Genomic DNA, 23226 nt, shown 5'->3' on the forward strand with positions numbered 1-23226 from the left:
CCCGCCCGCCACCCCGTCAGGGGGACGTAACGGCCGGGAACGCGGTTCCGTTCCCGCCGTCGGTTGGGCCGGACGGCCGTGGGGTCACGCCTCCTGCGGGCTGGGAACCGTGATCTCGCCGCGCACCGCGCGCAGGGCGATGTCGGTGCGGTGGTGCGAGCCGGTGAGGTGCACGTTGGCGATCCGGCGGTAGACGTCCTCCCTGGCCGCCTCAAGGTCGTCACCCACCCCGACCACCGAGAGGACCCGCCCACCGGCGGACACGACTGCGCCGTCCTCCCGCCGCCGCGTGCCGGCGTGCAACACGCCGTCGGCCTCAGACCCGGCGATCACGTCTCCGGTTCGCGGCCGCCCGGGGTAGCCCTCGGCGGCGACCACGACGGTCACGGCCGCGCCCTCAGCCCACTCCAGCGGCGGGTGCTCGATCAGCCGACCGGTGGCGGTGGCGAGCAGCAGCCCGGCGATCGGAGTGCGCAGCAGGGCCAGCACGGCCTGCGTCTCCGGGTCGCCGAACCGGCAGTTGAACTCGATCACCTGCGGGCCGCGGGAGGTCAGCGCGAGGCCGGCGTAGAGCAGGCCGGTGAACGGCGTGCCCCGCCGGGCCAGCTCGTCGACCGTGGGCTGCACGACCCGCCGCACCACGTCGTCGACCAGGTCGCCCGGGGCCCACGGCAGCGGCGCGTAGGCGCCCATGCCGCCGGTGTTCGGGCCGCTGTCGCCGTCGCCGACGCGCTTGAAGTCCTGGGCCGGCAGCAACGGCACCACGGTGCCGCCGTCGACCAGGCAGAACAGCGACGCCTCCGGACCATCCAGGAAGGACTCCAGCAGCACGGGGTGCCCGTCGTCGAGCAGGCCCATGGCGTGCGCGCGGGCCGCGTCCAGGTCGCTGGTCACCACGACGCCCTTGCCGGCGGCCAGGCCGTCGTCCTTGACCACGTACGGCGCGCCGAAGCGGGACAGCGCGGCGTCCAGCCGGGCGGGGTTGTCCACGACCTCGCTGTGCGCCGTGGGCACCCCGGCGGCGGTCATGACGTCCTTGGCGAACGCCTTGGAGCCCTCGATCCTGGCGGCGGCCCTGGACGGGCCGAAGCACGGGACGCCGGCCGCCCGGATCGCGTCGGCCGCGCCGGCCACCAGCGGGATCTCCGGGCCGACCACCACGAGGTCGGCCCGCCAGGACGTGGCCAGCTCGGCCACGGCGGCGGCGTCGCCGACGTCGACGCCGGGTGTCTCGGCGAGCGCCGCGATGCCGGCGTTGCCCGGCGCGCACGCCAACGCGGTCACCGCGGGGTCGTGGGACAGAGCGAGGACCAGGGCATGCTCACGGGCGCCAGACCCGATCACCAGGACACGCACGGGGAGCCAGCGTAGAGGCTGCTCAGTGGACCATTCGGCGGACCCCTTCGTCGCGGCCGCCGCACGCCCGCCCACCCGTCCGCGGCGGACGCGGACGGGTGGGCTCCCCAGCCGGCCTCCGGGCCACGGGGAAAGAACGACATCGTTCGTTCACCGGGCCGTGCGGTGCCGGACCCCCTGCGGTGGTCCGCGCGTCGCGAGGCGCGGTGAGGGTGGCCGTCCAGCGGCCCTCCCGGCCGCGCGTGGTGGGCACTACTGAGGAGGTCACCCGATGCGGAAGGCCATGACGACCCGGTTGACCGGGGCCGTCGTCTCCGCCATGGCGCTGGTCGGCGTCACGTCGCTGCCCTCGGCCGTGGCGGAGCCGTCGGCCGCCGAGGCCGCGCACCGCCCGTCCGGACCGCTGGTGATCGGTCACCGGGGGGCGTCCGGCTACCGGCCCGAGCACACGTTGGCCAGCTACGAGCTGGCCGCCAGGATGGGCGCCGACTACATCGAGCCCGACCTCGTCCCGACCAGGGACGGCGTGTTGGTGGCCCGGCACGAGAACGAGATCGGCGGCACGACGGACGTCGCCAGCCGGCCGGAGTTCGCCGCGCGCAAGACCACCAAGACGATCGACGGCCAGCGGCTCACCGGCTGGTTCACCGAGGACTTCACGCTGGCGGAGCTGAAGACGCTGCGCGCCAAGGAGCGCATCCCGCAGCACCGCCCGCGCAACACCCTGTACGACGGCCGCTACGAGGTGCCCACCTTCCAGGAGGTGATCGACCTCGCCCGGCGGCTGTCCAGGGAGCTGCGGCGGGACATCGGCATCTACCCGGAGACCAAGCACCCGACCTACTTCCGCAAGGCGGGGCTGGCACTGGAGCCGCGGCTCGTCGAGGCGCTCAACCGCAACGGGCTGAACCGCCCCGGCGCCAAGGTGTTCGTGCAGTCCTTCGAGGTGTCCAACCTCAAGGAGCTGCGCCGCCACCTGCGCGTGCCGTTGGTGCAGCTCATCGACGAGAGCGGCGCCCCTGCCGACTTCGTCGACGCCGGCGACCGGCGCACCTACGACGACCTGGTGACGCCGGCCGGCCTCGCCGAGATCGCGAAGTACGCCAAGGGCGTGGGGCCGAGCAAGAGCCGCGTGATCCCCCGGGACGACAGGGGCTTCCTGAAGCAGCCCACCACCCTGGTGCGCGACGCGCACGCCAGGGGCCTCGTCGTGCACCCGTGGACCTTCCGCAACGAGAACGCCTTCCTGCCCGCGGACTTCCGCGGTTCGACCAACCCGGCGGACTACGGCAGGGCGTTCGCGGAGTACGAGCTGTTCCTGAAGCAGGGGGTGGACGGCGTGTTCAGCGACAACCCGGACACCGCGGTCGCCGCCCGCGCCGAACGGGCCTGACCGGACGACCGGAGGGACCCGCGCGGCGGGGAGGACGAGCCGCCGCACGGGTCCCTCCGGGTCCCGCGGCCGCCCTAGTCGTAGGCGGCGCGGGAGGTGGTGGGGGGCGTCCTGCCCGCCCCGTACCGCTCGCCCAGCCGGCGGCGCGCGTCCAGCAAACCCACGAGGTCGGGGATGACCCCGGGCAACCACCGGTGGATGGCGGTCCGGTGCACTCCGGTGTCCACATCGGACTCCAGGAGCGCGAGCCCGCGCCCCGGCACGCTCGCGCCCAGCTCGGTGAGCAGCGGCCGAAGCTGGAGCTCGACGGCCAGCGCGTGCCGTGGCGAGGCCCCCAGCATCACCGGAACCGCGACGACCGGCGTGAGCAGTCCGGCCGGCGCGTGGTCCAGCAACGCCTTGAGCAGCCCGCTGTAGCTCGCGCGGAGCGTGGGCGAGGCGACCACCAGCACGTCCGCCAGCGCCAACGACTCCAGTTCGTCGGCGATCACCCGCGCGCCCGCCGGGTCGAACAGGGAGCCCGCCAGGTCGACGGCGTCCACCACCTGACCCGCGACCGCCGGCCGCTCGGCGGCGACCAGCGCGTTCGTCAGCACGTCCCGCACGCCGAGCGCGGCCCGGTGGACGCGGGAGCGCGCCCGGGGATCGCCCACCAGCGCGGCCACCGCGAGCGGCCACCGGCGCGGCGTCGACCCGCGCCGGGTCACGCCGGGACCCGCAGGTCGGCCGGCGGCGCCGACCGGTCCGCCAGCAGGCCGCGACGGGCCAGCACCGGGCGGACGCCCTCGCCGAACCAGTACGCCTCCTCCAGGTGGGGGTAGCCGCTGAGGACGAACTCCTCGATCCCCAGCTCGTGGTACTCCTCGATCCGGTCGGCGACCTCGTCGTGGCTGCCGACCAGGGCGGTTCCGGCGCCGCCCCGCACCAGCCCGATGCCGGCCCACAGGTTCGGCGCGATCTCCAGCGAGTCGCGCCCGCCGTGCCGCCGGTAGTCCTCGTGCAGGGACAGCATCCGCTGCTGGCCCACCGACTCGCTGGCGGCGAGCTGCCGCTGGGCGCGGTCCACGGCCGCCGGGTCGAGCGCGTCGAGCAGCCGACCGGCCTCCCGCCACGCGTCGTCCGCGCTGTCCCTGCTGATCACGTGCAGTCGGATGCCGAAGCGGAGCGCGCGGCCCTCGGCCCCGGCGAGGGCCCGCACCTTGTCGATCTTCTCCCGCACCAGGTGCGGGGGCTCGCCCCAGGTCAGGTAGACGTCGGCCCGCCGGGCCGCCACCGGCAGCGCCGCGGCCGACGAGCCGCCGAAGTACAGCGGGGGCACCGGGTCCGGCGGGGCGAGCAGGGTGGCTCCCTCGACGCGGTAGTGCTCTCCGGCGAACTCGACGGGGCTGCCGCCCCACACCTGCCGCACGATCGCCAGGAACTCGTCGGTGCGCGCGTAGCGCTGGTCGTGGTCGAGCCAGTCGCCGAAGCGCCGCTGCTCGACGGCGTCGCCCCCGGTGACCACGTTGAGCAGCAGTCGGCCGCGGGAGATCCGTTGGTAGGTCGACGCCATCTGGGCGGCCAACGTCGGGGAGAGCACCCCCGGCCGGAACGCCACCAGGAACTTCAGCCGCTCGGTCTGGCTGATCAGCGCGGCGGTGGTCAGCCACGCGTCCTCGCACCACGTCCCGGTCGGTGTCAGGACGCCCGTGAAGCCGAGTTGCTCCGCGGCCCGGGCGATCTGCGCCAGGTAGTCGATGTCCGGCTCGCGGAGGGCGGTGGCGCCGGCCTCGGCCGAGGCGTGGAAGCGGTCCAGGACGGTGCGGCCGTCGCCGGCCGTCGGCAGGAACCAGTGCAGCACGACGTTCATGGGTTCTCCTCGCGGAAGGTCTGGCGGGGCGGTCAGGGCTGGTGCGGCTGGTGCGGCGGTCACCGGACGGCGGCGAGCACGTCCTGGTCGTGGCGGCGGTCCACGTGGTCGGCGAACCGGACGCGCGACGGCACCAGCCGCGCGTCGGCGAAGGCGTCCGCCAGTTGCTGCTCGGAGTCGATGGCCGCCTGGTCGAGCGGCACGGCCAGGTCGCCGCCCCGCTCGACCGCGGCCCTGGTCACCTCGACCGGGAGCCCGGTCTCCCGCGACCACACGGCCGCCCGCTGTTCCCGGTGCGCGTCCGCCCAGGCCATGGCCCTGGCGTAGCGGATCAGGTAGTCGCGGATCGCGGTGTTCCTGCCGGGGTCGGCCAACGCCGCCCGGCTCGCCACCTGGAAGCTGAGCCCGTTCGTCAGCCCCGCGGAGCCGTCCACGAGCACCCGGGCGCCGGTCTCGCGCAGCGCCTGGGACGTGTAGGGCTCCCAGATCGCCCACGCGTCGACCCTGCGCTGGCTGAACGCCGCGTACGCCTCGGCGGGGGCGAGGTAGGCGATGTTGACGTCGGAGGGCGCGAGGTTCGCCCTGCGCAGGGCGGACAACAGCACCCCGTGCGCCGAGCTGCCCTTCGCGACGGCGACGGTGCGGCCGCGGAGCCCGGCGAGATCGCGGAGCGGCGAGTCGGCCGGCACCAGGACGGCGTCCCCGGTGAGGTCGCCCCGGGCGGCCGACACCACCGAGACCTTCGCGTTGGCGGCCGCGGCGAAGATCGGGGGTGTGTTGCCCACGCCGCCGAGGTCGATCGCGCCGGCGGAGGCGGCCTCCAGCAACGGCGGCCCGGCCGCGAAGGTCGACCACTCGATCCGGTAGGGAACGTTGTCCAGCAACCCGGCCGCTGCCAGCATGGACTTCGCCCCGCCCTTCTGGTCGCCCACTCGCAGGACGACCTGGGCGAGCCCCGCGTCACTCACCAACGAGGGCACCGGAGCTCGGTCCGCGCTCGGCGCGCCGCTGCCGCAAGCGGTCAGCAGCACTCCGAGCAGGGCGAGGACCGCCACGCCACTACGCCACCACACGCCCACTCACCCCCAGGTGATCCAGCACGAGCGCGCGCAGCTCGGTCAGGTCGGCCCGCCGACGTGGCCGGGACAGCGGGATCGCGTGTTCCGCCGCGATCCGGCCGTCGGCCAGCACCAGCACCCGGTCGGCCAGCGTCAGCGCCTCGTCGACGTCATGCGTCACCAGCAGCACGGCTGGCGCGTGGTGTTGCCAGAGCTGGAGGACCAGGCGGTGCATGGAGAGCCGGGTCAACGCGTCCAGCGCGCCGAACGGTTCGTCGAGGAGCAGCAGGTCCGGCTCGCGGACCAGTGCCCGGGCCAACGACACCCGCTGCGCCTCGCCGCCGGACAGCGTCAGCGGCCACGCGTCGCGGTGCCCGGTGAGGCCGACCTCGTCGAGCGCGCGCTCGACGACCTCGTCGGCGTCCGGCCGACGAAGTCCGAGACGGACGTTGTGCGCCACTCGGCGCCACGGCAACAACCGAGCGTCCTGGAACGCCACCGACACCCGGCCGGGCACGTCCACCGTGCCCGGGCGATCGGGGGCGCTGGTGAGGTGCGGGGTGCGCTCAACGGTCGGACTGCGCTGGCCGCGGGCCTCCCCGTCGGGCTCGCGCGTCTCGATGTCCGTGGCGTCTCGGTCTAGGTCCACACGGGTCGACGCGCCGTCGACCCGGGCAGAGCCGTACCCGCGGTGGTTCCGGGAGCTCTGGTTCCGGGAGCTCTGGGCGCGGGAGCCCCGGTCGGGGAAACCGGGGACCGGGGTGTCGTGGTCGGGCGAGTGGGCGTCCGGGAAGTCGAGCCCGGCGAGCAGGCGCAGCAGCGTCGACTTGCCGGAGCCGCTGCGGCCCAGCAACGCCACGAACTCGCCGCGGGCGATCGTCAGGTCGACCCCGGCCAGCACCTGCCGGCCGGCGAAGGTCCTGCGCACGCCGCGCAGGCGGGCGGCGTGGGCGCTCACCGCCGGGTCGTGGTCCGCCACCGCAGGACCCTCCTCTCCACTAGGCGCACCACCGCGTCGGTGAGCAACCCGAGCGCCGCGTAGACCAGCAGGCCGACGACGATGACGTCGGTACGCAGGAAGTCCCTGGCGATGTTGATCAGGTAGCCGAGGCCGGCGTCGGCGTTGACCTGCTCGCCGATGATCAGCGACAGCCAGGCGGCGCCGAGTCCCTGGCGCAGCCCGACCAGGCCCTGCGGCACCGCGGCCGGCGCGACCACGTGCCGCAGCCGCTCCCAGCGGGTGAAGCCGAGCACCTCGGCCGCCTCCAACAGCCGGCCGTCCACCGCCCGGATCCCGGCGTGGACGTTGAGGTAGAGCGGGAAGGCCACACCGAGGGCGACCAGGGCGACCTTGGGCGCCTCCCCGATGCCGAACCACAGGATGAGCAGCGGGATCAGCCCGAGGAATGGCAGGGTGCGCAGCATCTGCACCGGGGGGTCGAGCAGCACCTCGCCCCAGCGGGACAGGCCGGCCACCGCACCGAGCAGGACGCCGACCGCCGCGCCGAGCGCGAACCCGACCGCCACCCGGCTGACCGAGACGACGAACGCGTCGCCCAGTTCGCCGGAGGCGGCCAGGTCGACGGCCGAGCGCAGCACGGTGAGCGGCGCGGCCAGCTTGTCCGCGGGCAGGACACCCGCGGCGCTGGCCAGCTGCCAGGCCACGACCAACGCGAGCGGACTGATCCAGCGCCGCAGGTCGGGCAGGCGTGCCCGGCGGCGCGGGGCCGCCCCCGGTCCGGCGGACACGGCGTTTCCGGGGCGCGCGAGAGCGCCCGCCGTCGAGAGAGACACCAATGCTCCCCACGAGTCGGTACGTCAGGAAGAAAGAGGAGGAAAAGGAATTCCCGGCGCGATGAGAACGACGGTCATCGCGCGGGAAACGCAGGGCACCCCGCCCGCGGTACGCGGGGCGACGGCGCGGAGGAAATCAGTGAGCGCGACAGATGGCGCTGGCCTGACGTCGCAGGTCGACGTGCAGTCGCGCGATGAGGACGTCGCGTCCGGTCACGTGATCGATCGTCTCCGCGACCCCGCCCCGTGTCAACAAGTCGTTTTCAGTTCCCACTCGGCGGAACCGGGGATACCGGCGTCGACAGAAACAGCGCCGGCCGGAACGGCACCGCCCATGGCGTCGGCCTTCCGCGCGCACTGGCGGGGAGGCGCCACCGGAACGCCGACGGCCTCCCCGGCGCGCGACACAGCGGTCGCGCGGCCGGGGAGGCCGTCTCGTCGTCAGCGGTCAGGTCAGGCGATCTGGTGCCGGACGATCGTCTGCTCCCGCCCGGGGCCGACGCCGATCGCGGACACGCGGGCGCCGGAGAGCTCCTCCAGCCGGTGGACGTACGCCCTGGCGTTGGCCGGCAGCTCGTCGAAGGAGCGGCAGTGGCTGATGTCCTCCCACCAGCCGGGCAGCTCCTCGTACACGGGCTTGGCGTGGTGCACGTCGGTCTGCGTCATCGGCATCTCGTCGACGCGCTCGCCGTCCACCTCGTAGGCGACGCAGACCGGGATGCGCTCCAGGCCGGACAGCACGTCCAGCTTGGTGAGGAAGTAGTCGGTGATGCCGTTGACCCGGGTCGCGTAGCGGGCGATCACGGAGTCGAACCACCCGGTGCGCCGGGAGCGGCCGGTGGTGACGCCGAACTCGCCGCCGGTCTTGCGCAGCCGCTCACCCATCTCGTCGTGCAGCTCGCTCGGGAACGGGCCGGAGCCGACGCGGGTCGTGTACGCCTTGAGGATGCCCAGCACCGTGGTGATGCGGTTCGGGCCGAGCCCGGAGCCGATGGCCGCGCCGCCCGAGGTCGGGTTCGACGAGGTCACGAACGGGTAGGTGCCGTGGTCGACGTCGAGCAGGGTGCCCTGCGAGCCCTCCAGCAGCACGGTCTCGCCCCGCTCCAGGGCCTGGTTGAGCAGCAGCCGGGTGTCGGCGATCCGGTGGCGGAACCGCTCGCCCTGCTCCAGCACCGAGTCGACCACCTGGTTCGCGTCGAGCGCGCGCCGGTTGTACACCTTGACCAGAACCTGGTTCTTGAAGGCGAGGGCCGCCTCCACCTTCTGCCGGAGGATCTTCTCGTCCAGCAGGTCCTGCACGCGCACGCCGACGCGGGCGACCTTGTCCTGGTAGCACGGGCCGATGCCGCGACCGGTGGTGCCGATCTTGGCCTTGCCCAGGTACCGCTCGGTCACCTTGTCGATGGCCACGTGGTACGGCATGATCAAGTGCGCGTCGGCCGAGACCAGCAGCCGCGAGGTGTCCACCCCGCGCCCCTCCAGTCCGGCCAACTCGTCCAGCAGGACGCCGGGGTCCACCACGACCCCGTTGCCGATCACGTTTGTCACGCCCGGGCTCAGGATGCCGGACGGGATGAGGTGCAGGGCGAAGTCCTGCCCGTCGGGCAGGACGACGGTGTGGCCGGCGTTGTTGCCGCCCTGGTACCGGACCACCCACTGCACCCGCTCGCCGAGCAGGTCGGTGGCCTTGCCCTTGCCCTCGTCACCCCACTGGGCGCCGATGATGACGATTGCCGGCATGTGAGACTCCCACTCGACTCGACGAGAAATGCCGGTGCTTGAGCGTAAACCAGGAGCCGATGATGGATGCCGTCGCACTGTCCTGCGGAAACACGTCACAACACGGACAGTGGGCAGACCTGACACAGCGTAGTGAAGTGGCACTTCACGAGGTCCCCGCCACGCCGGGCAAGAACGACGTCGACCCGGTGCTGCGCGAGCTCGCCGGCCGCCGGCTGCTGGTCCTGGGCACGGACGCGGACCTGGCCGCCGTCGCGCTCCGGCTGCTGCGCACCGAGCTGTTGGGCGAGGTCGTGGTGGGGTTCCTGCCCGCCGACCGCGACTCGGCGGTGGCCGAACTGTGGGGGCTGCCCACCCGGCCGGAGCTCGCGACCGACCTGGCGCTGACGGGCGAGCCGGAGCGGGTCCCGCTGGTCCGCGACGACGTGGGCGGCGTGCTCGTCGGCCTCGGCACGGTCGGCCCGCTCCAGGGCGTGGCCTACTGCGACGACGACCGGGTGCTGCGGGGCGGCGCGTCGCGCCTGGAGGTGACCCCGGACCCGTCCGGCGGGCCCGGGCTGGTCGTGCGGGTCGTGCGGCGGGGGCTGCTCGGCAAGCGGGTCAGCAGCACGCAGGGGCGCGCCGTGCAGATCGGCAGCTTCGTGGCCACCGGGGTGGTGAAGGACGGCGTGCCGCACCCCCGGCCGATGGACAAGTGGACCTGGTACCGGCACACCGAGGACCTCCGACTTGTCCGTGGTGTCGCATAGCGACCGGTTGATCACCGAGGGTTCAGGATTCCGCTGCGACAGAGACACGTGGAGGTCTTGCGACATCCACTCCGGTGAGTGACGGTCAACGCATCGTCGGGAGATCAACGACTCACTGGAGGTCCGGATGACAGTCGGACGGTTACTCCGCGCCCTGCTCGCGGGGTTGGCTTTCACCCTGGTCGTGACGCTGGGCTGGGCGGTCCCGGCCTCGGCCGCGCCGCCGAACATCCCCAGCGCGGCCACCGCGCGCAGCGAGCTGGCCGCGTTACGGGTGGCCGCGCCCGGCTCGATGTCCGGCTACTCGCGCAAGAAGTTCCCGCACTGGATCACCATCTCGGGCTCCTGCAACACCCGGGAGACGGTGCTCAAGCGCGACGGCGACGACGTGGACACCGACGAGGACTGCTACCCCACGTCGGGGACCTGGTACAGCCCCTACGACGGCGAGACCGTGGACTCGCCCTCCGACATCGACATCGACCACGTCGTGCCGCTGGCCAACGCCTGGCGCTCGGGCGCGTCGTCGTGGACCACGGAGAAGCGCAGGCAGTTCGCCAACGACCTCCGCTACCCGCAGCTCATCGCGGTGACCGCCAGCAGCAACCGGGCCAAGGGCGACCAGTCCCCTGACGACTGGAAGCCGCCGGTCAGGTCGTACTGGTGCACCTACGCGAAGATGTGGGTTCACGTCAAGCACCACTACGCGCTGACCATCACGTCCAGCGAGAAGGGCGCGTTGTCGGACATGCTGGGTCGGTGCTGACCAACGAGCTGAGTTCGGAGTTCACGGCGGCCCCCGGCGGCGTGATGACCGACGAGGTCGGGGTGATCACGGGTGACCTGGAGCTGCGCACCCGGTGCGGGCAGGACGGAACGGTGACGGTGGAGGTCCGCTACGCCGGCGCGGACGAGTGGTACCGGCTCAGCGCGGCCGACGCCCGGCTGAACGACCCGAGGGACCACGCCGTGCTCCACCGGTCCCTGCTGGGCGTCCTGCACCGGCCCCAGGGCTGAACTCCGCCCCCGATCGGGACCCCAGCGGATTCGACGCCTCCCGGGTCGACCGGGAGGACCGGACACGAGGGCCGTCGGCGCGCGCTCCCCGCCGCGCCGGCGGCCTTCCGACGTCCCACCTGAGGACAGCCCCCACCCGTCCCGGGGGGCGAGCCCCGCTCCAGCCTATCGATCAGCGAAGAGCGGGCCAACACACCGACGAAAAAACTGTGGACAACTCCGGAAATGGCATCGCCCAACCGGGTTAGAACGGCCCGTCCTGTGGACAACTCCGCTTCCCGACTTGCGGGCATGTCCGAACGATGCGATAAGGAAGAATTGCCCACGAGCCACCAAGCAGGAGAAAGCGGACCGCGCCCCGAATCCCTTTCCCGAGACTCCGGCGGTCCGGGTTCTTCGCCGCGGGAAAGGCCCCGGACTCAGCGTTCCCGTTCACCTTTCCGGGCGTTTCCCCCCGACCGCCGGTAGCGCGGCGGAGGCGTCCTCCCGGTTCATCCCGGTCGCCTGGAGCAGGTCGACCACGATCGACCGCAACTGCGCCACGACCACCCGCATCGAGAACCCGGCGCCGCTCGCCAGCTCACCGGTCGCGGCCCGGCCGGCCGCCAGCGCGGCCCGGCGCGCCCGCACCGGCTCCTCGCCCTTCGCGAGCTCGTCCCGCAGCACGGTGGTCGCCTCGGCCAGCGCCCGCAGCACCTCCGGCAGGTGCTCCGGCACCCGCTCCTCGTCCCGCAGGGCGGCCACGGTCCGCCGCAGCAGGACCCGCGTGTTGCGCATCGCGTAGTCCACCGGCGCCGCCGCCGCGCGGTAGTGCTCCAGCTCGTTCCTGCGCCGCCACCGCAGCGGCGCGATCGTGGCGATCTCGCTGCCCGTCTCCAGCGCGGACCGGAAGTCCTCCAACGCCTTCTGGCTGCCCCGCGCCCGGGACAGCGCCGCGGCCGCCCGCCCGGGGTCCCGTTCCTCGGCCGCCGTCGCCGCGCCCCGCAGCGCCTGCGCGAGCTCGCCGAACACGGCCCGCCCCTGGCGGTGCGCCACGGTGATCGGGTTGGCCGGGATCAGGGCCGCGACGCCGAGGCCGATCAGCCCGCCGATCAACGCGTCGACCATCCGGTTGAACCCGGCGCTGTCCCCCGGTGGCAGCAACGTGGCCACCAGGACGGCCGACGACCCGGACTGCAACGCGATCACCGTGCCGCTGTCCAGCAGCACGGCGGTGCTCATGGCCAACGCGACCACGAGCGCGATCTGCCACGGGCCCGACCCGATCAGCGAGATCAGCAGGTCGCCGACCCCGATGCCGACGCTCACCCCGACCACCAGCTCGCCCACGCGCCGCAGCCGCTGGCCGAGCGAGACGCCGAGGACCACGACCCCGGCGATGGGCGCGAAGAACGGCCGCGCGTGGCCCACGAGGTCCTTGGCGACCACCCACGCCAGTCCCGCCGCGATGGCGCACTGCAGGATGGGAAGCGCGGTGCGCGCCAACCTGCGCAGCCGACGGCGGACCTCTTCGCGCACTCCGTCCACGACGTTGATTCTCCCGCCCGTGTCCCGCCCGTCGACGTCGGAACGCCCGAGGCGCCGCCGCCGCGAACAGCTCGGCACCGCGCCGTCGGGGACGACAGCGCGGCGCCGTGGGCGCGTCTTCCTCAACGGCGACGCAGGACGCGCGTGAGGGCCAACGCTCCGCCCCCGAGCACGGCCAGCGCGCCGAGGACCGGCAGGGGGCCGGCGGCGGTGCGCCGCGGCGGCGCGGGCACCGCGGCGGCCTCGGACGCGGTTCTCGCCCGCCGCCGCAGCAGTTCGACGTGGAGGCTGCGTTCGCCCTGGGTCATCGCCCACCGGTGGTTGGCGGCGAAGACCGGTCGGAGGACCGGGGAGAACCACCGCAGCAACGGCTTGTTGGCCCGCACCCGCCAGTCGAACAGCACCTCGACCACCGGTCCCCGTTGCGTCAGCCGGAACTCACCGCGACCGGCGAGGTCGCCGGTCGCGGTGAACACCGAGCTGTCGGGGGCGTGCCGGGTCACGTGCATGTGCCAGCGCAGGGTGTAGGGCAGCCAACCGGTCGTGTGCAGGTCGAACCGGGCGCCGACACCGTCCTCGTCGGCCGGCGCGACCTGGCGGACCTTCAGGTAGACCGACGGCCACCACCGGATCAGGTCCTCCGGGTCGAAGAGGACGTCGGCGACCTCGGTGACGCCGCCGGGCACCAGCCACCGGGTCTCGAAGCGGTAGTGGTGCGCCCGGGACCGGGTCGACTCAGCCATGTGTCGCCCCTCCGACACCGATCAGGCGAGGCCGGTGGCGGCGGCCGCCGCCGGGTCGCTGTCCGCGAGGAACTGGCGGCAGCGCTCGTACTCGGCCGTCTCGCCGATCTCGCCCGCCGCCATGGCCAGCGCGGCGAGCGCGCGCAGGAAGCCCTGGTTGGGCCGGTGTGACCAGGGCACCGGGCCGTGCCCCTTCCAGCCGGCCCTGCGGAGCTGGTCGAGGCCGCGGTGGTAGCCGGTGCGGGCGTAGGCGTAGGCCGCGACCGGGTCGCCGGCCGCCAGCGCGGCCTCGGCGAGCGCGGCCCACGCCGCGCTGAACTCGGGGTGGGCGCGGGCGACGTCGGCCGGGGGCCGCCCGGCGTCGAGCGCGTCCCGGGGTTCGTCGTTGTCCGGGAGCAGGGTGGGTTCGGGGCCGAGCAGGTTGCCCTGGAGCGTCATGCGCCCATCGTGCCGCACCCCGGGCCCTCACGCGGATTCCCAGCCAGGATTCCCGGTGCCGAGGTCGGTCGGCTCACCGGCCCCGGTGTCACCCTCGTGGGGGCCGCCGGCGGCCGGGCGCACCGGGCGGTCGCCGGCGGGCGCCGCCGCGCCGGCTGGCCCGTTCCGCCTGACGAGCACGGTGCCACCACCGATCCCGGCCGGCGTCCGCCCGGTCCGCCGGCGTTCGCCCGGACGACGACGACACCGCTCCATCCGGTGATGTCGCCGAACGGCAGGGAATCCACCCGCACGGTCGGCTCTCCCGGCCCGGCCGTCACCCGGACCGGGGAGCGTGTCCCCGGTCCGCCGGCGCCACGGCCGGGGGACCGGGGACACGACCGCGCGGAGCGCTCAGCCGGCGATCATCCGGCCGGCGGACTTGAGGTCCTCGCAGGCCTTGGCCACCCGGGCGGCCATGGACTGCTCGGCCTGCTTGAGGTAGCTGCGCGGGTCGTAGACCTTCTTGTTGCCGACCTCGCCGTCCACCTTCAGCACGCCGTCGTAGTTGCTGAACATGTGGCCGGCCACCGGACGCGTGAACGCGTACTGGGTGTCGGTGTCGATGTTCATCTTGATCACGCCGTAGGAGAGCGCCTCGTGGATCTCCTCCAGGAGCGAGCCGGAGCCGCCGTGGAACACCAGGTCGAACGGCTTGGAGCCGGCCGGCAGCCCGAGCCGCTCGGCCACCACCTCCTGGCCCTGGCGCAGGATCTCCGGGCGGAGCTTGACGTTGCCCGGCTTGTAGACGCCGTGCACGTTGCCGAAGGTCGCGGCGAGCAGGTAGCGGCCCTTCTCGCCGACGCCCAGCGCGTCCACCGTCTTCAGGTAGTCGCCGGGCGTGGTGTAGAGCTTGTCGTTGATCTCGTTGGCGACGCCGTCCTCCTCGCCGCCGACGACCCCGACCTCGATCTCCAGGACGATCTTCGCGGCGGCGCACTCGGCGAGCAGCTCGGCCGCGATCTCCAGGTTCTCGTCCAGCGGCACGGCCGAGCCGTCCCACATGTGGGACTGGAACAACGGGTTCCCGCCCTGGGCCACCCGCTCCCGGCTGATCGCCACCAGCGGGCGGACGAAGCCGTCGAGCTTGTCCTTCGGGCAGTGGTCGGTGTGCAGCGCGATGTTGACCGGGTACTTGGCGGCCACCACGTGCGCGAACTCCGCGAGCGACACCGCGCCGGTGACCATGTCCTTCACCTTGGTGCCGGAGAGGAACTCCGCGCCGCCGGTGGAGACCTGGATGATCCCGTCGCTCTCGGCCTCGGCGAAACCGCGGAGCGCGGCGTTGAGCGTCTCCGACGAGGTCACGTTGATCGCGGGGTAGGCGAAGCTGTTCGCCTTGGCCCGGTCCAGCATCTCCGCGTAGACCTCGGGGGTCGCGATGGGCATCGGTCGTCCTCCTTGGCGAGCCCTGCCGTTTGCCCGCATCCTACGAGCCCCGGGGTTGGTCGGAGGCACCGCCGCGAACCCGACGAACAGGACCTCCCGCCACGCGGATTTCCAGCCCCCGTCCGGCTGAATCGAACGCTGAATCGAAGGCACCTGCACGAGGCCGTTCCGCCGCCGCGGACCTCGGATCGCCGTGATGACGTGGTCAGAGTCGCCGCGCCGAGAGGAACGCCACGATCTGACGCGATTCGGCGCCGCCGCTGACCGTCACCGAACTCCGGCCGCGCCGGCGGAACCCCGGCCGTCAGCGGCCGGCGGCGCCGGGATGGCCCTCCGGCCAGCCGTTCCGCGCGACGTACCCCTCGAAGTCCTCGCACAGGTACTCGCGCTTCAACGGCTTGAGCCGGATCTGCGGCTGCTCGTCCATCCACCAGATCTCGAAGTCGAGCACCTCGCCGTCACCCGGCCAACGCCCCTGGTCGGACGGCAGCAACGCGACGTCCACGAAACCGGCCACCGGCAGCCCCAGGTCGACGAACACGCCGGCCACGCACGACGGCGGGCGCACGACGGCTCCGCTCAACCACTGTCCCAGCCGCAGCGTCGGCCGCAGCCGCTCCCACTCCTCGATCCCCGGCACCCCTCCATCATCCCCTCGGCGGATGCCCAGGTCAGGTGAACAACCGCTCCAGGACGCGCGCCACACCGTCGTCGTCGTTGCTGCCGGCGTGCCGCCGCGTCGCCGCGAGCACGGCGGGGTGGGCGTTGGCCATGGCGTAGGCGCTGCCGGCCCAGCCGAGCACGTCGAGGTCGTTCGGCATGTCGCCGAAGGCCAGCACCTCGTCCGGCGCGATGCCCCGCTCGGCGCAGTACCCGGCCAGGGTGCTGGCCTTGCTGACCCCGATCGCGCTGATCTCGACCAGTCCGGTGCCGCCCGAGTGGGTGCACTCCCCGTGCTCCGCCGCGACGGCCCTGGCCATCTCCAGCAACGGGTCGGACTGGTGGTCCGCCGACCACACGAAGAACTTCGCGATCGACTCCGCCAGCCGCAGGACGTCGTCGACGGTCGGCACGACGACGTGTCGGTGGTCGTGGTCCCAGCGCGGCCCGAAGCCGGTCGCGGCGATCACCCGGATGCCGGTCTCCACGGCGAAACCCGCGCCCGGCAACCGTTCCCGCAGCGTCTCGGCCATCGCCGTGGCCGCCTCGGCCGCCACCGGCCGGGTGTGGACGATCCGCTCGCGGGCCAGTTCGTAGGTGACCGCGCCGTTCACGCAGATCGCGGTGCCGAGGTGGCCGACCTGCTCGGCGATGTGGGCGATGGCGCGGGGCGGCCGCGCGGTCACGAACACGATCTCCGCGCCGCCGGCCGCCGCGGCGCACAGCGCGGTACGGGTGCGGGCGGAGACCGTGCCGTCGCTGCGGAGCAGCGTGCCGTCCAGGTCGGTGGCGACGAGTCGAGGCGCGGGCGGCGTGATCACGTCGCGATCGTCGCACGACAGCCCGTGATGCCGTCGCGCGTTACCGCGCCCTCCATCGAGTGATCCTGAACCTCACCCGGTGGGCTTTACGCCTGGTTCCTCACGTGCCGTCACCTCTGTCGTCCCAGATTCCCAGATCCAGGGAAACCCATCGCCCAACCGGGACCGCGGGGTTAGGTTGCGGCGCCGTGACGACCATCAACGGCACGGATCTGGACGTCTTCCCGCTCTGCTTCGGCGGCAACGTCTTCGGCTGGACCGCCGACCAGGACACGTCCTTCGCGGTCCTGGACGCCTACGCGGCGGCCGGCGGGAACTTCCTGGACACCGCCGACGCCTATTCCGCCTGGGTTGACGGCAACTCCGGCGGCGAGTCGGAGACCATCATCGGCCGGTGGCTCGCCGCCAGGGGCAACCGGGACGACGTCGTGATCGCGACCAAGTGCGGTCGCCTGCCGGGGCTGACCGGTCTGTCCGCCGGGACCATCCGCACCGCGGCCGAGAACTCGCTGCGCCGCCTCGGCGTCGACCACGTCGACGTGCTCTACGCGCACCGGGACGACCCGGACACCCCGTTGGAGGAGACGCTCACCGCGTTCGACGCGCTCGTCCGCGAGGGCAAGGTGCGTCACGTCGCCGCGTCCAACTACTCACCAGGGCGACTGGCCGAGGCGCTGGAGATCCAGCGGCGGGAGGGCCTCGCCCCGTTCGTCGCGCTCCAGCCGCAGTACAACCTGATGGACCGGGACGAGTACGAGACCGAGCTGGCCGGTCTGGTGGCCGCCAACGACCTCGCCGTCTTCCCCTACTACGCGCTGGCGTCCGGCTTCCTCACCGGCAAGTACCGCCCCGGCTCGACCGTGGACGGCGCCCGCGCGAGCAAGGCCGAGCAGTACCTGGACGAACGCGGTGTCCGCGTCCTCGCGGCACTGGACGAGGCCGCGGCGGCGCACTCCACCACGGTGTCCGCCGTCGCGCTGGCCTGGCTCGCCGCGCAGCCGACCGTCACCGCGCCGATCGCCAGCGCGCGCACCCCGGAGCAGCTCGCGGACCTGCTCCCGATGGCCGACCTGAAGCTCGACCAGGACGAGCTGGACCGGCTCACCGCGGCGTCCGCGCGCTGAGCCCGTCCGCCCCCCGGACAACGAGCGGGCACGCCGGACCGTCGCCTCGGTCCGGCGTGCCTTCCGGGTCGTGTTCGTCCCCCACCAGCGGAATCACCCGGGTGGAACCGCCCGGGGGGTGGGTTTCACCGGGCACGCTGACGGTCATCCGGCGGTGGGGGGAGCACGGGGAGAGCACGTGTCGGACGCAGGACCACCGCAGAGCGCCGTGGCGCTCGTCGAGCGGCTGCTCGTGACGCACCGGGCGCAGATGTTGGCGATCGCCCGGTCGATGCTCGGCGACGCCCACGACGCGGAGGACGCCGTGCAGCGGGCCTCGCTGCTGGCCTGGCGCAAGGCCGCCCAGCTCCGCGACTCGGGTGCGGCGCCGGCCTGGCTGGCCACGATCACCCGGCGGGTGTGCCTGCAGATCGGCAGGGAGCGGCCCGACTGGGACCTGTGGTCGGACCCGCCGGGCGGGGACCTGCCGACGACGTGGTCGCTCGACCCGGCGCTGCAGGTGGCCGCGGCCGACCTGCTGGCCCGGTTGCGCGCCGCCTTCGCCGACCTGCCCGAGCAGGCGCGGACCATCTGGCGGCTGAAGTTCGTGGAGAACCTGCCCAACCCGGAGATCGCCGAGCGGACCGGGTTGTCCCGCGGCGCGGTGGGCAGCCAGGTGTACCGCGCGCGGACGGCGCTCCGGCGCGCGACGACGGGCTGAACCGGACCGGCCCATCGGATCAGCCCAACGGTTCAGTCCGGCGGGTCAGCCCGTCGGATCGGTCAGAATCGGCCTCGGAGCCGGTCGCCGCTGTGCGCTGTCGATCACCGATCACCGAGGGCCGAGGGCCGGTCGGACGGTCAGAGCCACTGGCCGGTGCGCGGGGTCCACTCCCGGATGGTCACCTTCTCGATGACGCCGGCGGGGGTGTACGGGTCGGCGTCGAGCACGCCGCGCAGCTCGTCGACGTCGGTCGCGGAGTAGACGAGCATCGCGCCGGAGTCGTCCGCCCACGGCCCGCCGGCCAGGAGCACGCCCTCCTCCGCCAGTCGCTTGGCGTACTCCCGGTGCGCGGGGCGGACCTCCTCCAGACGCGCGCGGTCGGGGCCGTAGACCAGCTCGACGGCGAAGTGGGACATGTCCACCTCCAGGGCGGCTGCGGGCAGGGCATCCCGACCGTACCGGTACCGTCGAGTCCGTGGGCGGGGTTGGTTGGCACAGCACGGGCCAGGGGGTCGAGCGCACGGTCGAGCGCACGCTCGGCCATCTGCGGACGTTGGACGCCGCGCCGGCCCAGCCGGCCGGGCCGCTGACGCTGGAGGACCTCTACCGGCAGCACCGGATGCGCCTGGTCCGGCTGGCGGTGCTGCTCGTCGACGACGCGGCGACCGCGGAGGACGTGGTGCAGGAGGCGTTCACCGGCCTGCACCGGCACTGGTCCGGCCTGCGGGACGCCGCCGCGGCCGTCGGCTACCTGCGGACCGCGGTCGTGAACGGCAGCCGGTCGGTGCTGCGGCGGCGCAAGACCGCACGCGAGTACACGCCACCGCACACGACGACCGCCCGGTCCGCCGAGTCGCTGGCCATGCTCACCGCGGAGCACCAGGCCGTGGTGGCGGCGCTGGGCAAGCTGCCGCCCCGGCAGCGGGAGGTCCTCGTCCTGCGCTACTACGGCGGGCTGTCCGAGGCCGAGATCGCGGAGGCGACCGGGATCAGCCGGGGCACGGTGAAGTCGACCGCGAGCCGGGCGCTGGACGCGTTGCAGCGCATCATGACCGCCGGCTGAGACCCGGCCGTCCCGCCGGCTCCGGGCCCGCGGGGCACGGACGCGGGCTTCAGCCGTCCCGCTCCTGGTCCTCCAGGGCCCGGGTGGCGTACTCGACGGCGAGCTGCACCGCGCGCGCCTGCGCCGGGCTCTGGTCCTCCAGCCACTCGTCCTCGTCCTCCGGGTCGAGCTCCTCCGCCTCGTCGGCCTCCTCGTCGTCGTGGATCTCGGGCAGGGCGTTCTCCAGCGCCACGATGTGCGCGGCGTGCTCGCGGGCGAGCTGCTCCACGCGGGGGTCGTCGGGCGCGACGTCGGCCAGCTCCTGGTACCGGTCGGCCAGCCGACGCGCCTCCGCCATGAGCTCCTCGGGCAGCAGCGTCGAGTTCGGTTCCATGTGTCCAGAAGACCAGACCCCGCCGGGACCGCATCTCGACGGGTCCCATCGGGTGTGCCCGGCCGTGGCGCCGGAAGTCGTGGCGGGCGGGAAGGGGCCCGTCGTGGCGGGCCGCCGCCCCCAGCCGGCCCGCCCGCTCCGGAGCGGGCGGAGGGCGGTCACTTCACCGCTCCCACCGTCATCCCCTCGATGATCCGGCGGCCGAGCCAGAGGTAGAGGAGCAGCATGGGCACGACCAGGATGGCCACGCCGGCGAAGAGCGCGCCGTAGTCCGCGCCCGAGTACTGCTGGGTCTGGAGGAACCCCAGCAACGACAGGGCGAGGGTCTGCTTCGCGCTGTCCTGCACGAAGACCAGGGCGACGAAGGTCTCGTTCCACAGCCCCACGAGGTTGAGCAGGAACGCGGTGAGCAGTCCGTTGCGCGCCAGGGGGAGCACGATCTGCGCGAAGGTGCGCACGGCGCCGGCGCCGTCGATCGCGGCGGCCTCCTCGACCTCGTCGGGCAGCGAGCCGAAGAACCCGGTCAGCAGGAACACCGTGAACGGCACGGACAACGCGACGTAGAGCACGAACAGCCCGGTCAGGCTGTTGACCAGCCCCGCGTCCTGCATCAGCGCGAACAGCGGGATGACGATCACCTGCGTCGGGATGCCGATGCCGACGGCGAACAGCACCGCCATCATCCCGGACAGCCGGGTCCTGGTCTTGGCGAGCGCGTAGGACGCCGGCGCGGAGATCAGGACGACCACCACCGACGCGCCGACGGCCACCAGCGCCGTGTTCCCGGCGGCCCGCCCGAAGTCGCTGTCCGACCACGCCCTGACGAAGTTCCCGAACTGGCCGAGGGAGTCCAGCCCCCAGGGGTCGCGGAAGATGGCCGTGTGCTCCCGCAGCGCCGCGACCAGCAGCCAGCCGAGCACACCCACGTTGAAGGCGACCAGCAGCCACACACCCGCCGTGCCGATCCGGCGCAGCGGGCCGCGCTCGGCCCGCAGGGACCTGGCGACCACGTGCCCCACCCCCTCGCTAGAACTGGACGGTCTCGCGCCGCATCAGGCGGCGCAGCAGGACGACGAGCACGGTCACCGCGGCCAGGGTGACCACGGCGGATGCGGACGCGTACCCGTACTGGTACTGCGGCGACCGCCCGCCGAAGGTGGTCCCGTAGACGAACAGGGCGCTGTTCCAGACGTCCAGCGGCGGCATATCGTTGGTGGTGCCGCCGAAGGCGTAGACGAACTCGAAGATCTTCAGCGAGGAGATCGTCCACAGCACGGCGGCGGTGGCCACGACCTCCCACGACAGCGGCAGCGTGACGTGCCGGAACCGCTGCCAGCCGGTCGCGCCGGCCAGCGCGCAGTCCTCGTACAGGTCGGGCGGGATGCGGTCGACCCCGGCCATGATGACGGTGGTGTAGAAGCCGGTGTTGACCCAGACCAGGCCCAGCACGATCACCGCGAACAGGTGGTCGCCCAGCCAGTTCGGGCCGTCCGCGCCGCTCACCGCGCGCCACGCGGAGTTGACCAGCCCCTCGGGCGAGCGGAACAGGAAGCCCCACAGCACGGACAGCACGACCGGCGCGACGATGTGCGGGAAGAACAGCACCGCCCGGACGAACCGGCGGCCGCGCATGTCCCGGAGCACCATGGTCAGCGCGAAGCTCAGCGCGAAGGTCGTCGCGCCGACCAGCACGAGGATGGTCATCGTGTTGGCGAACGCGCCGAGGAACGACGAGTCGTCGAACAGGATCCGGTAGTTCTCCAGGCCCCTGGGCTCCATCTCGCCCACGCCGTCCCAGCGGTGGAAGCTGATCCACAGCGACGCGAGCGCGGGTCCGACGAAGAACACGACGTACAGCGCGAGGGCGGGCGCCAGGAACGGCCAGAAGAGGCGGCGTCGGCGGCGGTCCAGCGGGTTCCGCGCGCCCGGGGAGAGCGCCGCCCGCCCCGGACGCCGCAGCGCCGCGCCCCACCGAGGACTGTCCACTGAGGACGGACGCTGGCGCGCGCCGGTGCCCGCCGCCACGGCCTTCCCGGCCATCAGCGGTTCTTCTTCCAGTAGTTGACCTGCTTCTCGCCGATCTGCCCCAGGAAGCCGTCCACGTCGGTCTGGCCGCGGAGGAGCTGGTCGTTGGCCGGCCAGAGGACTTCCTCGACGTAGCCGGGGAAGTCCTCGGCGACACCGTCCTGCACCCGGGCCAGCGGAAGCGAGCGGGTGGCCTCGGCGAGACCGGCCAGCTCGTCCGGCACGGGCAGCGCCGGGTTGGGCGTGAGGTTCCTGGCCACCGACGAGATGCGGCCCAGGTGCTCGTCCCGCAGGAAGTACGCGACGAACCGCTCGGCGGCCTCGGCGTTCTTCGCCCGCCGGGGAATCGCGAAGCCGATCGACTCGACCGGCACGTACCGCTGCCGCCCCGCGCTCGGCAGCGCCGCGAAGCGGTACTGGAAGCCGGCCCTGGCCTTCGCCCCGGTCTCGCTGGGGGCCCAACTGCCCATCAACAGGAAGTCCGCCTGGCCCTGCGCCCACTTCTCCTGCGCCGCCGGCCACTTGCCGCCGTTGTGGCCGGCGGCGAAGAACCCGCTCCTGGCCAGACCGGCCACGTCGTCGAGGACCGCGCGAACCTCCGGTCGGCGCCACGCCTCTCCGGAGCGGTCCCTGGCCAGCTCGTTGACCTTGTCCTTGCCGAGCGCGCCCTGCAACGCCCCGACCGTCCACAGCGCGTTGTACTGGCCGATGTCGCCGTCCAGCGCCAGCGGGGCCGCGCCCGCCGCCTTGCGGGCGGACAGCAGCGCGGTGAACTCGGACCAGGTTCCGGGCGGGCTGGCCGCCACCTCGGGCAGGGCGGCGCCGTCGAACCACAGCCCGTAGCCGATGACCTCGTAGGGCACCAGGTACGGCTTGCCGTCCCTGCGCACCAGGTCGCTGTACCTCGCGGACACGACGTCGGAGACCTTGCGACCGGCCACGTCGGCGGCGTAGAGGCCGGTCAGGTCGCGGTGCGCGTCCGCGGCGACCAGGGTGGAGCGCACCAGCGCCTGGTCCTGGTCGACCAGGTCGGGCAGGTCGCCGCCGCGTAACGCCGGGGCGACCTTCTTCAACACGTCCCTGCCCTGCCACTGGATGACGACGCGGACGCCGTGCTCCCGCTCGAAGGCCTGCGCCGCCTCCCGGAGCACCCGGGCCTGCGGCTCGTTCTCCTTCCACATCGACCAGTAGGTCAGGGACCTGCCGTCGCCGGAGCCGCTGTCGGAGCCGGCGCAGGCGGTCAGCGAGAGCGCGAGGGCGCTGGCCACCGTGACGGACAGGAGGGCGGAGCCGCGTTTGCCGTGCCGGACCATGGCCTCTCCCCGTGTGAGCGAAATCGCGTCCACCGGTGCGCGATTTCGCTCA

General features: G+C 73.3%; 27 protein-coding genes and 1 pseudogene. 7 read left to right on the forward strand and 21 right to left on the reverse strand.

Annotation, left to right across the window (positions count from 1 at the left end; genetic code table 11):
* Positions 1–84 precede the first annotated feature (84 nt).
* On the reverse strand, positions 85–1356 hold the full coding sequence (gene purD / locus BUE43_RS01935; RefSeq protein WP_073479564.1) for a phosphoribosylamine--glycine ligase: 1272 nt from the start codon (positions 1354–1356) through the stop codon (positions 85–87).
* Between the two features lie 271 nt (positions 1357–1627).
* On the opposite strand from purD, the gene BUE43_RS01940 reads away from it, so the two are divergent.
* Complete coding sequence (locus tag BUE43_RS01940) at positions 1628–2749, forward strand: glycerophosphodiester phosphodiesterase (protein WP_073479565.1); 1122 nt, start codon at positions 1628–1630, stop codon at positions 2747–2749.
* 74 nt (positions 2750–2823) lie between these two features.
* Here BUE43_RS01940 and BUE43_RS01945 read toward each other — a convergent pair whose 3' ends face one another.
* The 8 genes and pseudogenes from BUE43_RS01945 to BUE43_RS01970 form a co-directional block, all read right to left on the reverse strand.
* On the reverse strand, positions 2824–3456 hold the full coding sequence (locus BUE43_RS01945) for an NADPH-dependent FMN reductase (protein WP_073479566.1): 633 nt from the start codon (positions 3454–3456) through the stop codon (positions 2824–2826).
* Positions 3453–4598 carry an LLM class flavin-dependent oxidoreductase gene (locus BUE43_RS01950; RefSeq protein WP_073479567.1) on the reverse strand — a complete coding sequence of 382 codons (1146 nt, stop codon included), beginning with the start codon at positions 4596–4598 and terminating at the stop codon, positions 3453–3455. The genes BUE43_RS01945 and BUE43_RS01950 overlap by 4 nt, the downstream gene beginning before the upstream one ends.
* 59 nt (positions 4599–4657) lie before the next feature.
* On the reverse strand, positions 4658–5671 hold the full coding sequence (locus BUE43_RS01955; protein WP_234995483.1) for an ABC transporter substrate-binding protein: 1014 nt from the start codon (positions 5669–5671) through the stop codon (positions 4658–4660).
* Complete coding sequence (locus tag BUE43_RS01960; protein ID WP_407697089.1) at positions 5658–6305, reverse strand: ABC transporter ATP-binding protein; 648 nt, start codon at positions 6303–6305, stop codon at positions 5658–5660. Before BUE43_RS01960 ends, BUE43_RS01955 begins: the two co-directional genes overlap by 14 nt.
* A gap of 144 nt (positions 6306–6449) precedes the next feature.
* Positions 6450–6593, reverse strand: a pseudogene (locus BUE43_RS35875) (ATP-binding cassette domain-containing protein); the annotation flags it as partial.
* Between the two features lie 17 nt (positions 6594–6610).
* On the reverse strand, positions 6611–7450 hold the full coding sequence (locus BUE43_RS01965; protein ID WP_073479569.1) for an ABC transporter permease: 840 nt from the start codon (positions 7448–7450) through the stop codon (positions 6611–6613).
* A gap of 136 nt (positions 7451–7586) precedes the next feature.
* Positions 7587–7808 carry a putative leader peptide gene (locus tag BUE43_RS35880; protein ID WP_407697075.1) on the reverse strand — a complete coding sequence of 74 codons (222 nt, stop codon included), beginning with the start codon at positions 7806–7808 and terminating at the stop codon, positions 7587–7589.
* Between the two features lie 95 nt (positions 7809–7903).
* The gene (locus BUE43_RS01970; RefSeq protein ID WP_073479570.1) at positions 7904–9190 is read right to left on the reverse strand and encodes an adenylosuccinate synthase; all 1287 of its coding nucleotides are present in this window, start codon (positions 9188–9190) and stop codon (positions 7904–7906) included.
* Positions 9191–9252: 62 nt separating this feature from the next.
* Between BUE43_RS01970 and BUE43_RS01975 the strand changes: the two genes are divergently transcribed.
* From BUE43_RS01975 to BUE43_RS01985, 3 genes are all read left to right on the forward strand, one after another.
* On the forward strand, positions 9253–9939 hold the full coding sequence (locus BUE43_RS01975; protein WP_073480194.1) for a hypothetical protein: 687 nt from the start codon (positions 9253–9255) through the stop codon (positions 9937–9939).
* A 127-nt stretch (positions 9940–10066) separates the two neighbouring features.
* Entirely contained in the window at positions 10067–10705 is a 639-nt protein-coding gene (locus BUE43_RS01980; RefSeq protein ID WP_073479571.1) for an HNH endonuclease family protein, read from the forward strand.
* Positions 10699–10956: a hypothetical protein gene (locus BUE43_RS01985; protein ID WP_234995485.1), complete on the forward strand. Its 258-nt coding sequence runs from the start codon at positions 10699–10701 to the stop codon at positions 10954–10956. The genes BUE43_RS01980 and BUE43_RS01985 overlap by 7 nt, the downstream gene beginning before the upstream one ends.
* A gap of 432 nt (positions 10957–11388) precedes the next feature.
* Here BUE43_RS01985 and BUE43_RS01990 read toward each other — a convergent pair whose 3' ends face one another.
* The 7 genes from BUE43_RS01990 to BUE43_RS02015 all read right to left on the reverse strand — a co-directional run bounded on the left by BUE43_RS01990 (position 11389) and on the right by BUE43_RS02015 (position 16573).
* Entirely contained in the window at positions 11389–12483 is a 1095-nt protein-coding gene (locus BUE43_RS01990) for an FUSC family protein (RefSeq protein WP_234995486.1), read from the reverse strand.
* Between the two features lie 122 nt (positions 12484–12605).
* Entirely contained in the window at positions 12606–13226 is a 621-nt protein-coding gene (locus tag BUE43_RS01995) for an SRPBCC family protein (RefSeq protein WP_073479572.1), read from the reverse strand.
* Positions 13227–13247: 21 nt separating this feature from the next.
* On the reverse strand, positions 13248–13664 hold the full coding sequence (locus BUE43_RS02000) for a DUF3151 domain-containing protein (protein ID WP_073479573.1): 417 nt from the start codon (positions 13662–13664) through the stop codon (positions 13248–13250).
* 27 nt (positions 13665–13691) lie between these two features.
* A complete protein-coding gene (locus BUE43_RS34020) occupies positions 13692–13844 on the reverse strand; it encodes a hypothetical protein (protein WP_159447674.1) in 153 nt (50 codons plus the stop codon).
* A gap of 213 nt (positions 13845–14057) precedes the next feature.
* Positions 14058–15092, reverse strand: a complete 1035-nt coding sequence (gene fbaA, locus BUE43_RS02005; RefSeq protein ID WP_073479574.1) for a class II fructose-bisphosphate aldolase — start codon at positions 15090–15092, stop codon at positions 14058–14060.
* Between the two features lie 304 nt (positions 15093–15396).
* Positions 15397–15732 carry a hypothetical protein gene (locus tag BUE43_RS02010; RefSeq protein ID WP_073479575.1) on the reverse strand — a complete coding sequence of 112 codons (336 nt, stop codon included), beginning with the start codon at positions 15730–15732 and terminating at the stop codon, positions 15397–15399.
* 31 nt (positions 15733–15763) lie between these two features.
* On the reverse strand, positions 15764–16573 hold the full coding sequence (locus BUE43_RS02015) for an HAD-IIB family hydrolase (RefSeq protein WP_200797339.1): 810 nt from the start codon (positions 16571–16573) through the stop codon (positions 15764–15766).
* 188 nt (positions 16574–16761) lie between these two features.
* Between BUE43_RS02015 and BUE43_RS02020 the strand changes: the two genes are divergently transcribed.
* Both BUE43_RS02020 and BUE43_RS02025 read left to right on the forward strand, forming a co-directional pair.
* Positions 16762–17697, forward strand: coding sequence for an aldo/keto reductase (locus tag BUE43_RS02020; protein ID WP_073479577.1), 936 nt, complete (start codon positions 16762–16764; stop codon positions 17695–17697).
* A gap of 178 nt (positions 17698–17875) precedes the next feature.
* On the forward strand, positions 17876–18397 hold the full coding sequence (locus tag BUE43_RS02025; RefSeq protein WP_143173903.1) for an RNA polymerase sigma factor: 522 nt from the start codon (positions 17876–17878) through the stop codon (positions 18395–18397).
* A 140-nt stretch (positions 18398–18537) separates the two neighbouring features.
* Here the strand turns inward: BUE43_RS02025 and BUE43_RS02030 are convergent, their stop codons facing one another.
* Positions 18538–18816, reverse strand: a complete 279-nt coding sequence (locus BUE43_RS02030) for a YciI family protein (RefSeq protein ID WP_073479579.1) — start codon at positions 18814–18816, stop codon at positions 18538–18540.
* Positions 18817–18875: 59 nt separating this feature from the next.
* Here BUE43_RS02030 and BUE43_RS02035 point away from each other — a divergent pair, with 59 nt between their 5' ends.
* Positions 18876–19463, forward strand: a complete 588-nt coding sequence (locus BUE43_RS02035) for an RNA polymerase sigma factor (RefSeq protein WP_073479580.1) — start codon at positions 18876–18878, stop codon at positions 19461–19463.
* A gap of 49 nt (positions 19464–19512) precedes the next feature.
* Here the strand turns inward: BUE43_RS02035 and BUE43_RS34025 are convergent, their stop codons facing one another.
* The 4 genes from BUE43_RS34025 to BUE43_RS02055 form a co-directional block, all read right to left on the reverse strand.
* Positions 19513–19836, reverse strand: a complete 324-nt coding sequence (locus BUE43_RS34025) for a hypothetical protein (protein ID WP_073479581.1) — start codon at positions 19834–19836, stop codon at positions 19513–19515.
* Positions 19837–19994: 158 nt separating this feature from the next.
* Entirely contained in the window at positions 19995–20846 is an 852-nt protein-coding gene (locus BUE43_RS02045) for a carbohydrate ABC transporter permease (RefSeq protein ID WP_200797340.1), read from the reverse strand.
* 16 nt (positions 20847–20862) lie between these two features.
* Positions 20863–21876, reverse strand: coding sequence for a carbohydrate ABC transporter permease (locus tag BUE43_RS02050; protein ID WP_083959240.1), 1014 nt, complete (start codon positions 21874–21876; stop codon positions 20863–20865).
* The gene (locus BUE43_RS02055; RefSeq protein ID WP_073479582.1) at positions 21876–23174 is read right to left on the reverse strand and encodes an ABC transporter substrate-binding protein; all 1299 of its coding nucleotides are present in this window, start codon (positions 23172–23174) and stop codon (positions 21876–21878) included. The genes BUE43_RS02050 and BUE43_RS02055 overlap by 1 nt, the downstream gene beginning before the upstream one ends.
* Between the last annotated feature and the right edge of the window lie 52 nt (positions 23175–23226).

This window comes from Streptoalloteichus hindustanus, assembly GCF_900129375.1.
GTDB lineage: Bacteria > Actinomycetota > Actinomycetes > Mycobacteriales > Pseudonocardiaceae > Streptoalloteichus > Streptoalloteichus hindustanus.

Coding starts and splice junctions, on each gene's coding strand:
- fbaA (WP_073479574.1), bottom strand. CDS start 15,092: ATGCCCATCGCGACCCCCGAGGTCTACGCGGAGATGCTGGACCGGGCC.
- BUE43_RS02055 (WP_073479582.1), bottom strand. CDS start 23,174: ATGGTCCGGCACGGCAAACGCGGCTCCGCCCTCCTGTCCGTCACGGTG.
- BUE43_RS02000 (WP_073479573.1), bottom strand. CDS start 13,664: ATGACGCTCCAGGGCAACCTGCTCGGCCCCGAACCCACCCTGCTCCCG.
- BUE43_RS02030 (WP_073479579.1), bottom strand. CDS start 18,816: ATGTCCCACTTCGCCGTCGAGCTGGTCTACGGCCCCGACCGCGCGCGT.
- BUE43_RS01950 (WP_073479567.1), bottom strand. CDS start 4,598: ATGAACGTCGTGCTGCACTGGTTCCTGCCGACGGCCGGCGACGGCCGC.
- BUE43_RS01995 (WP_073479572.1), bottom strand. CDS start 13,226: ATGGCTGAGTCGACCCGGTCCCGGGCGCACCACTACCGCTTCGAGACC.
- BUE43_RS01940 (WP_073479565.1), top strand. CDS start 1,628: ATGCGGAAGGCCATGACGACCCGGTTGACCGGGGCCGTCGTCTCCGCC.
- BUE43_RS01975 (WP_073480194.1), top strand. CDS start 9,253: ATGGATGCCGTCGCACTGTCCTGCGGAAACACGTCACAACACGGACAG.
- BUE43_RS02050 (WP_083959240.1), bottom strand. CDS start 21,876: ATGGCCGGGAAGGCCGTGGCGGCGGGCACCGGCGCGCGCCAGCGTCCG.
- BUE43_RS01980 (WP_073479571.1), top strand. CDS start 10,067: ATGACAGTCGGACGGTTACTCCGCGCCCTGCTCGCGGGGTTGGCTTTC.
- BUE43_RS01970 (WP_073479570.1), bottom strand. CDS start 9,190: ATGCCGGCAATCGTCATCATCGGCGCCCAGTGGGGTGACGAGGGCAAG.
- BUE43_RS34025 (WP_073479581.1), bottom strand. CDS start 19,836: ATGGAACCGAACTCGACGCTGCTGCCCGAGGAGCTCATGGCGGAGGCG.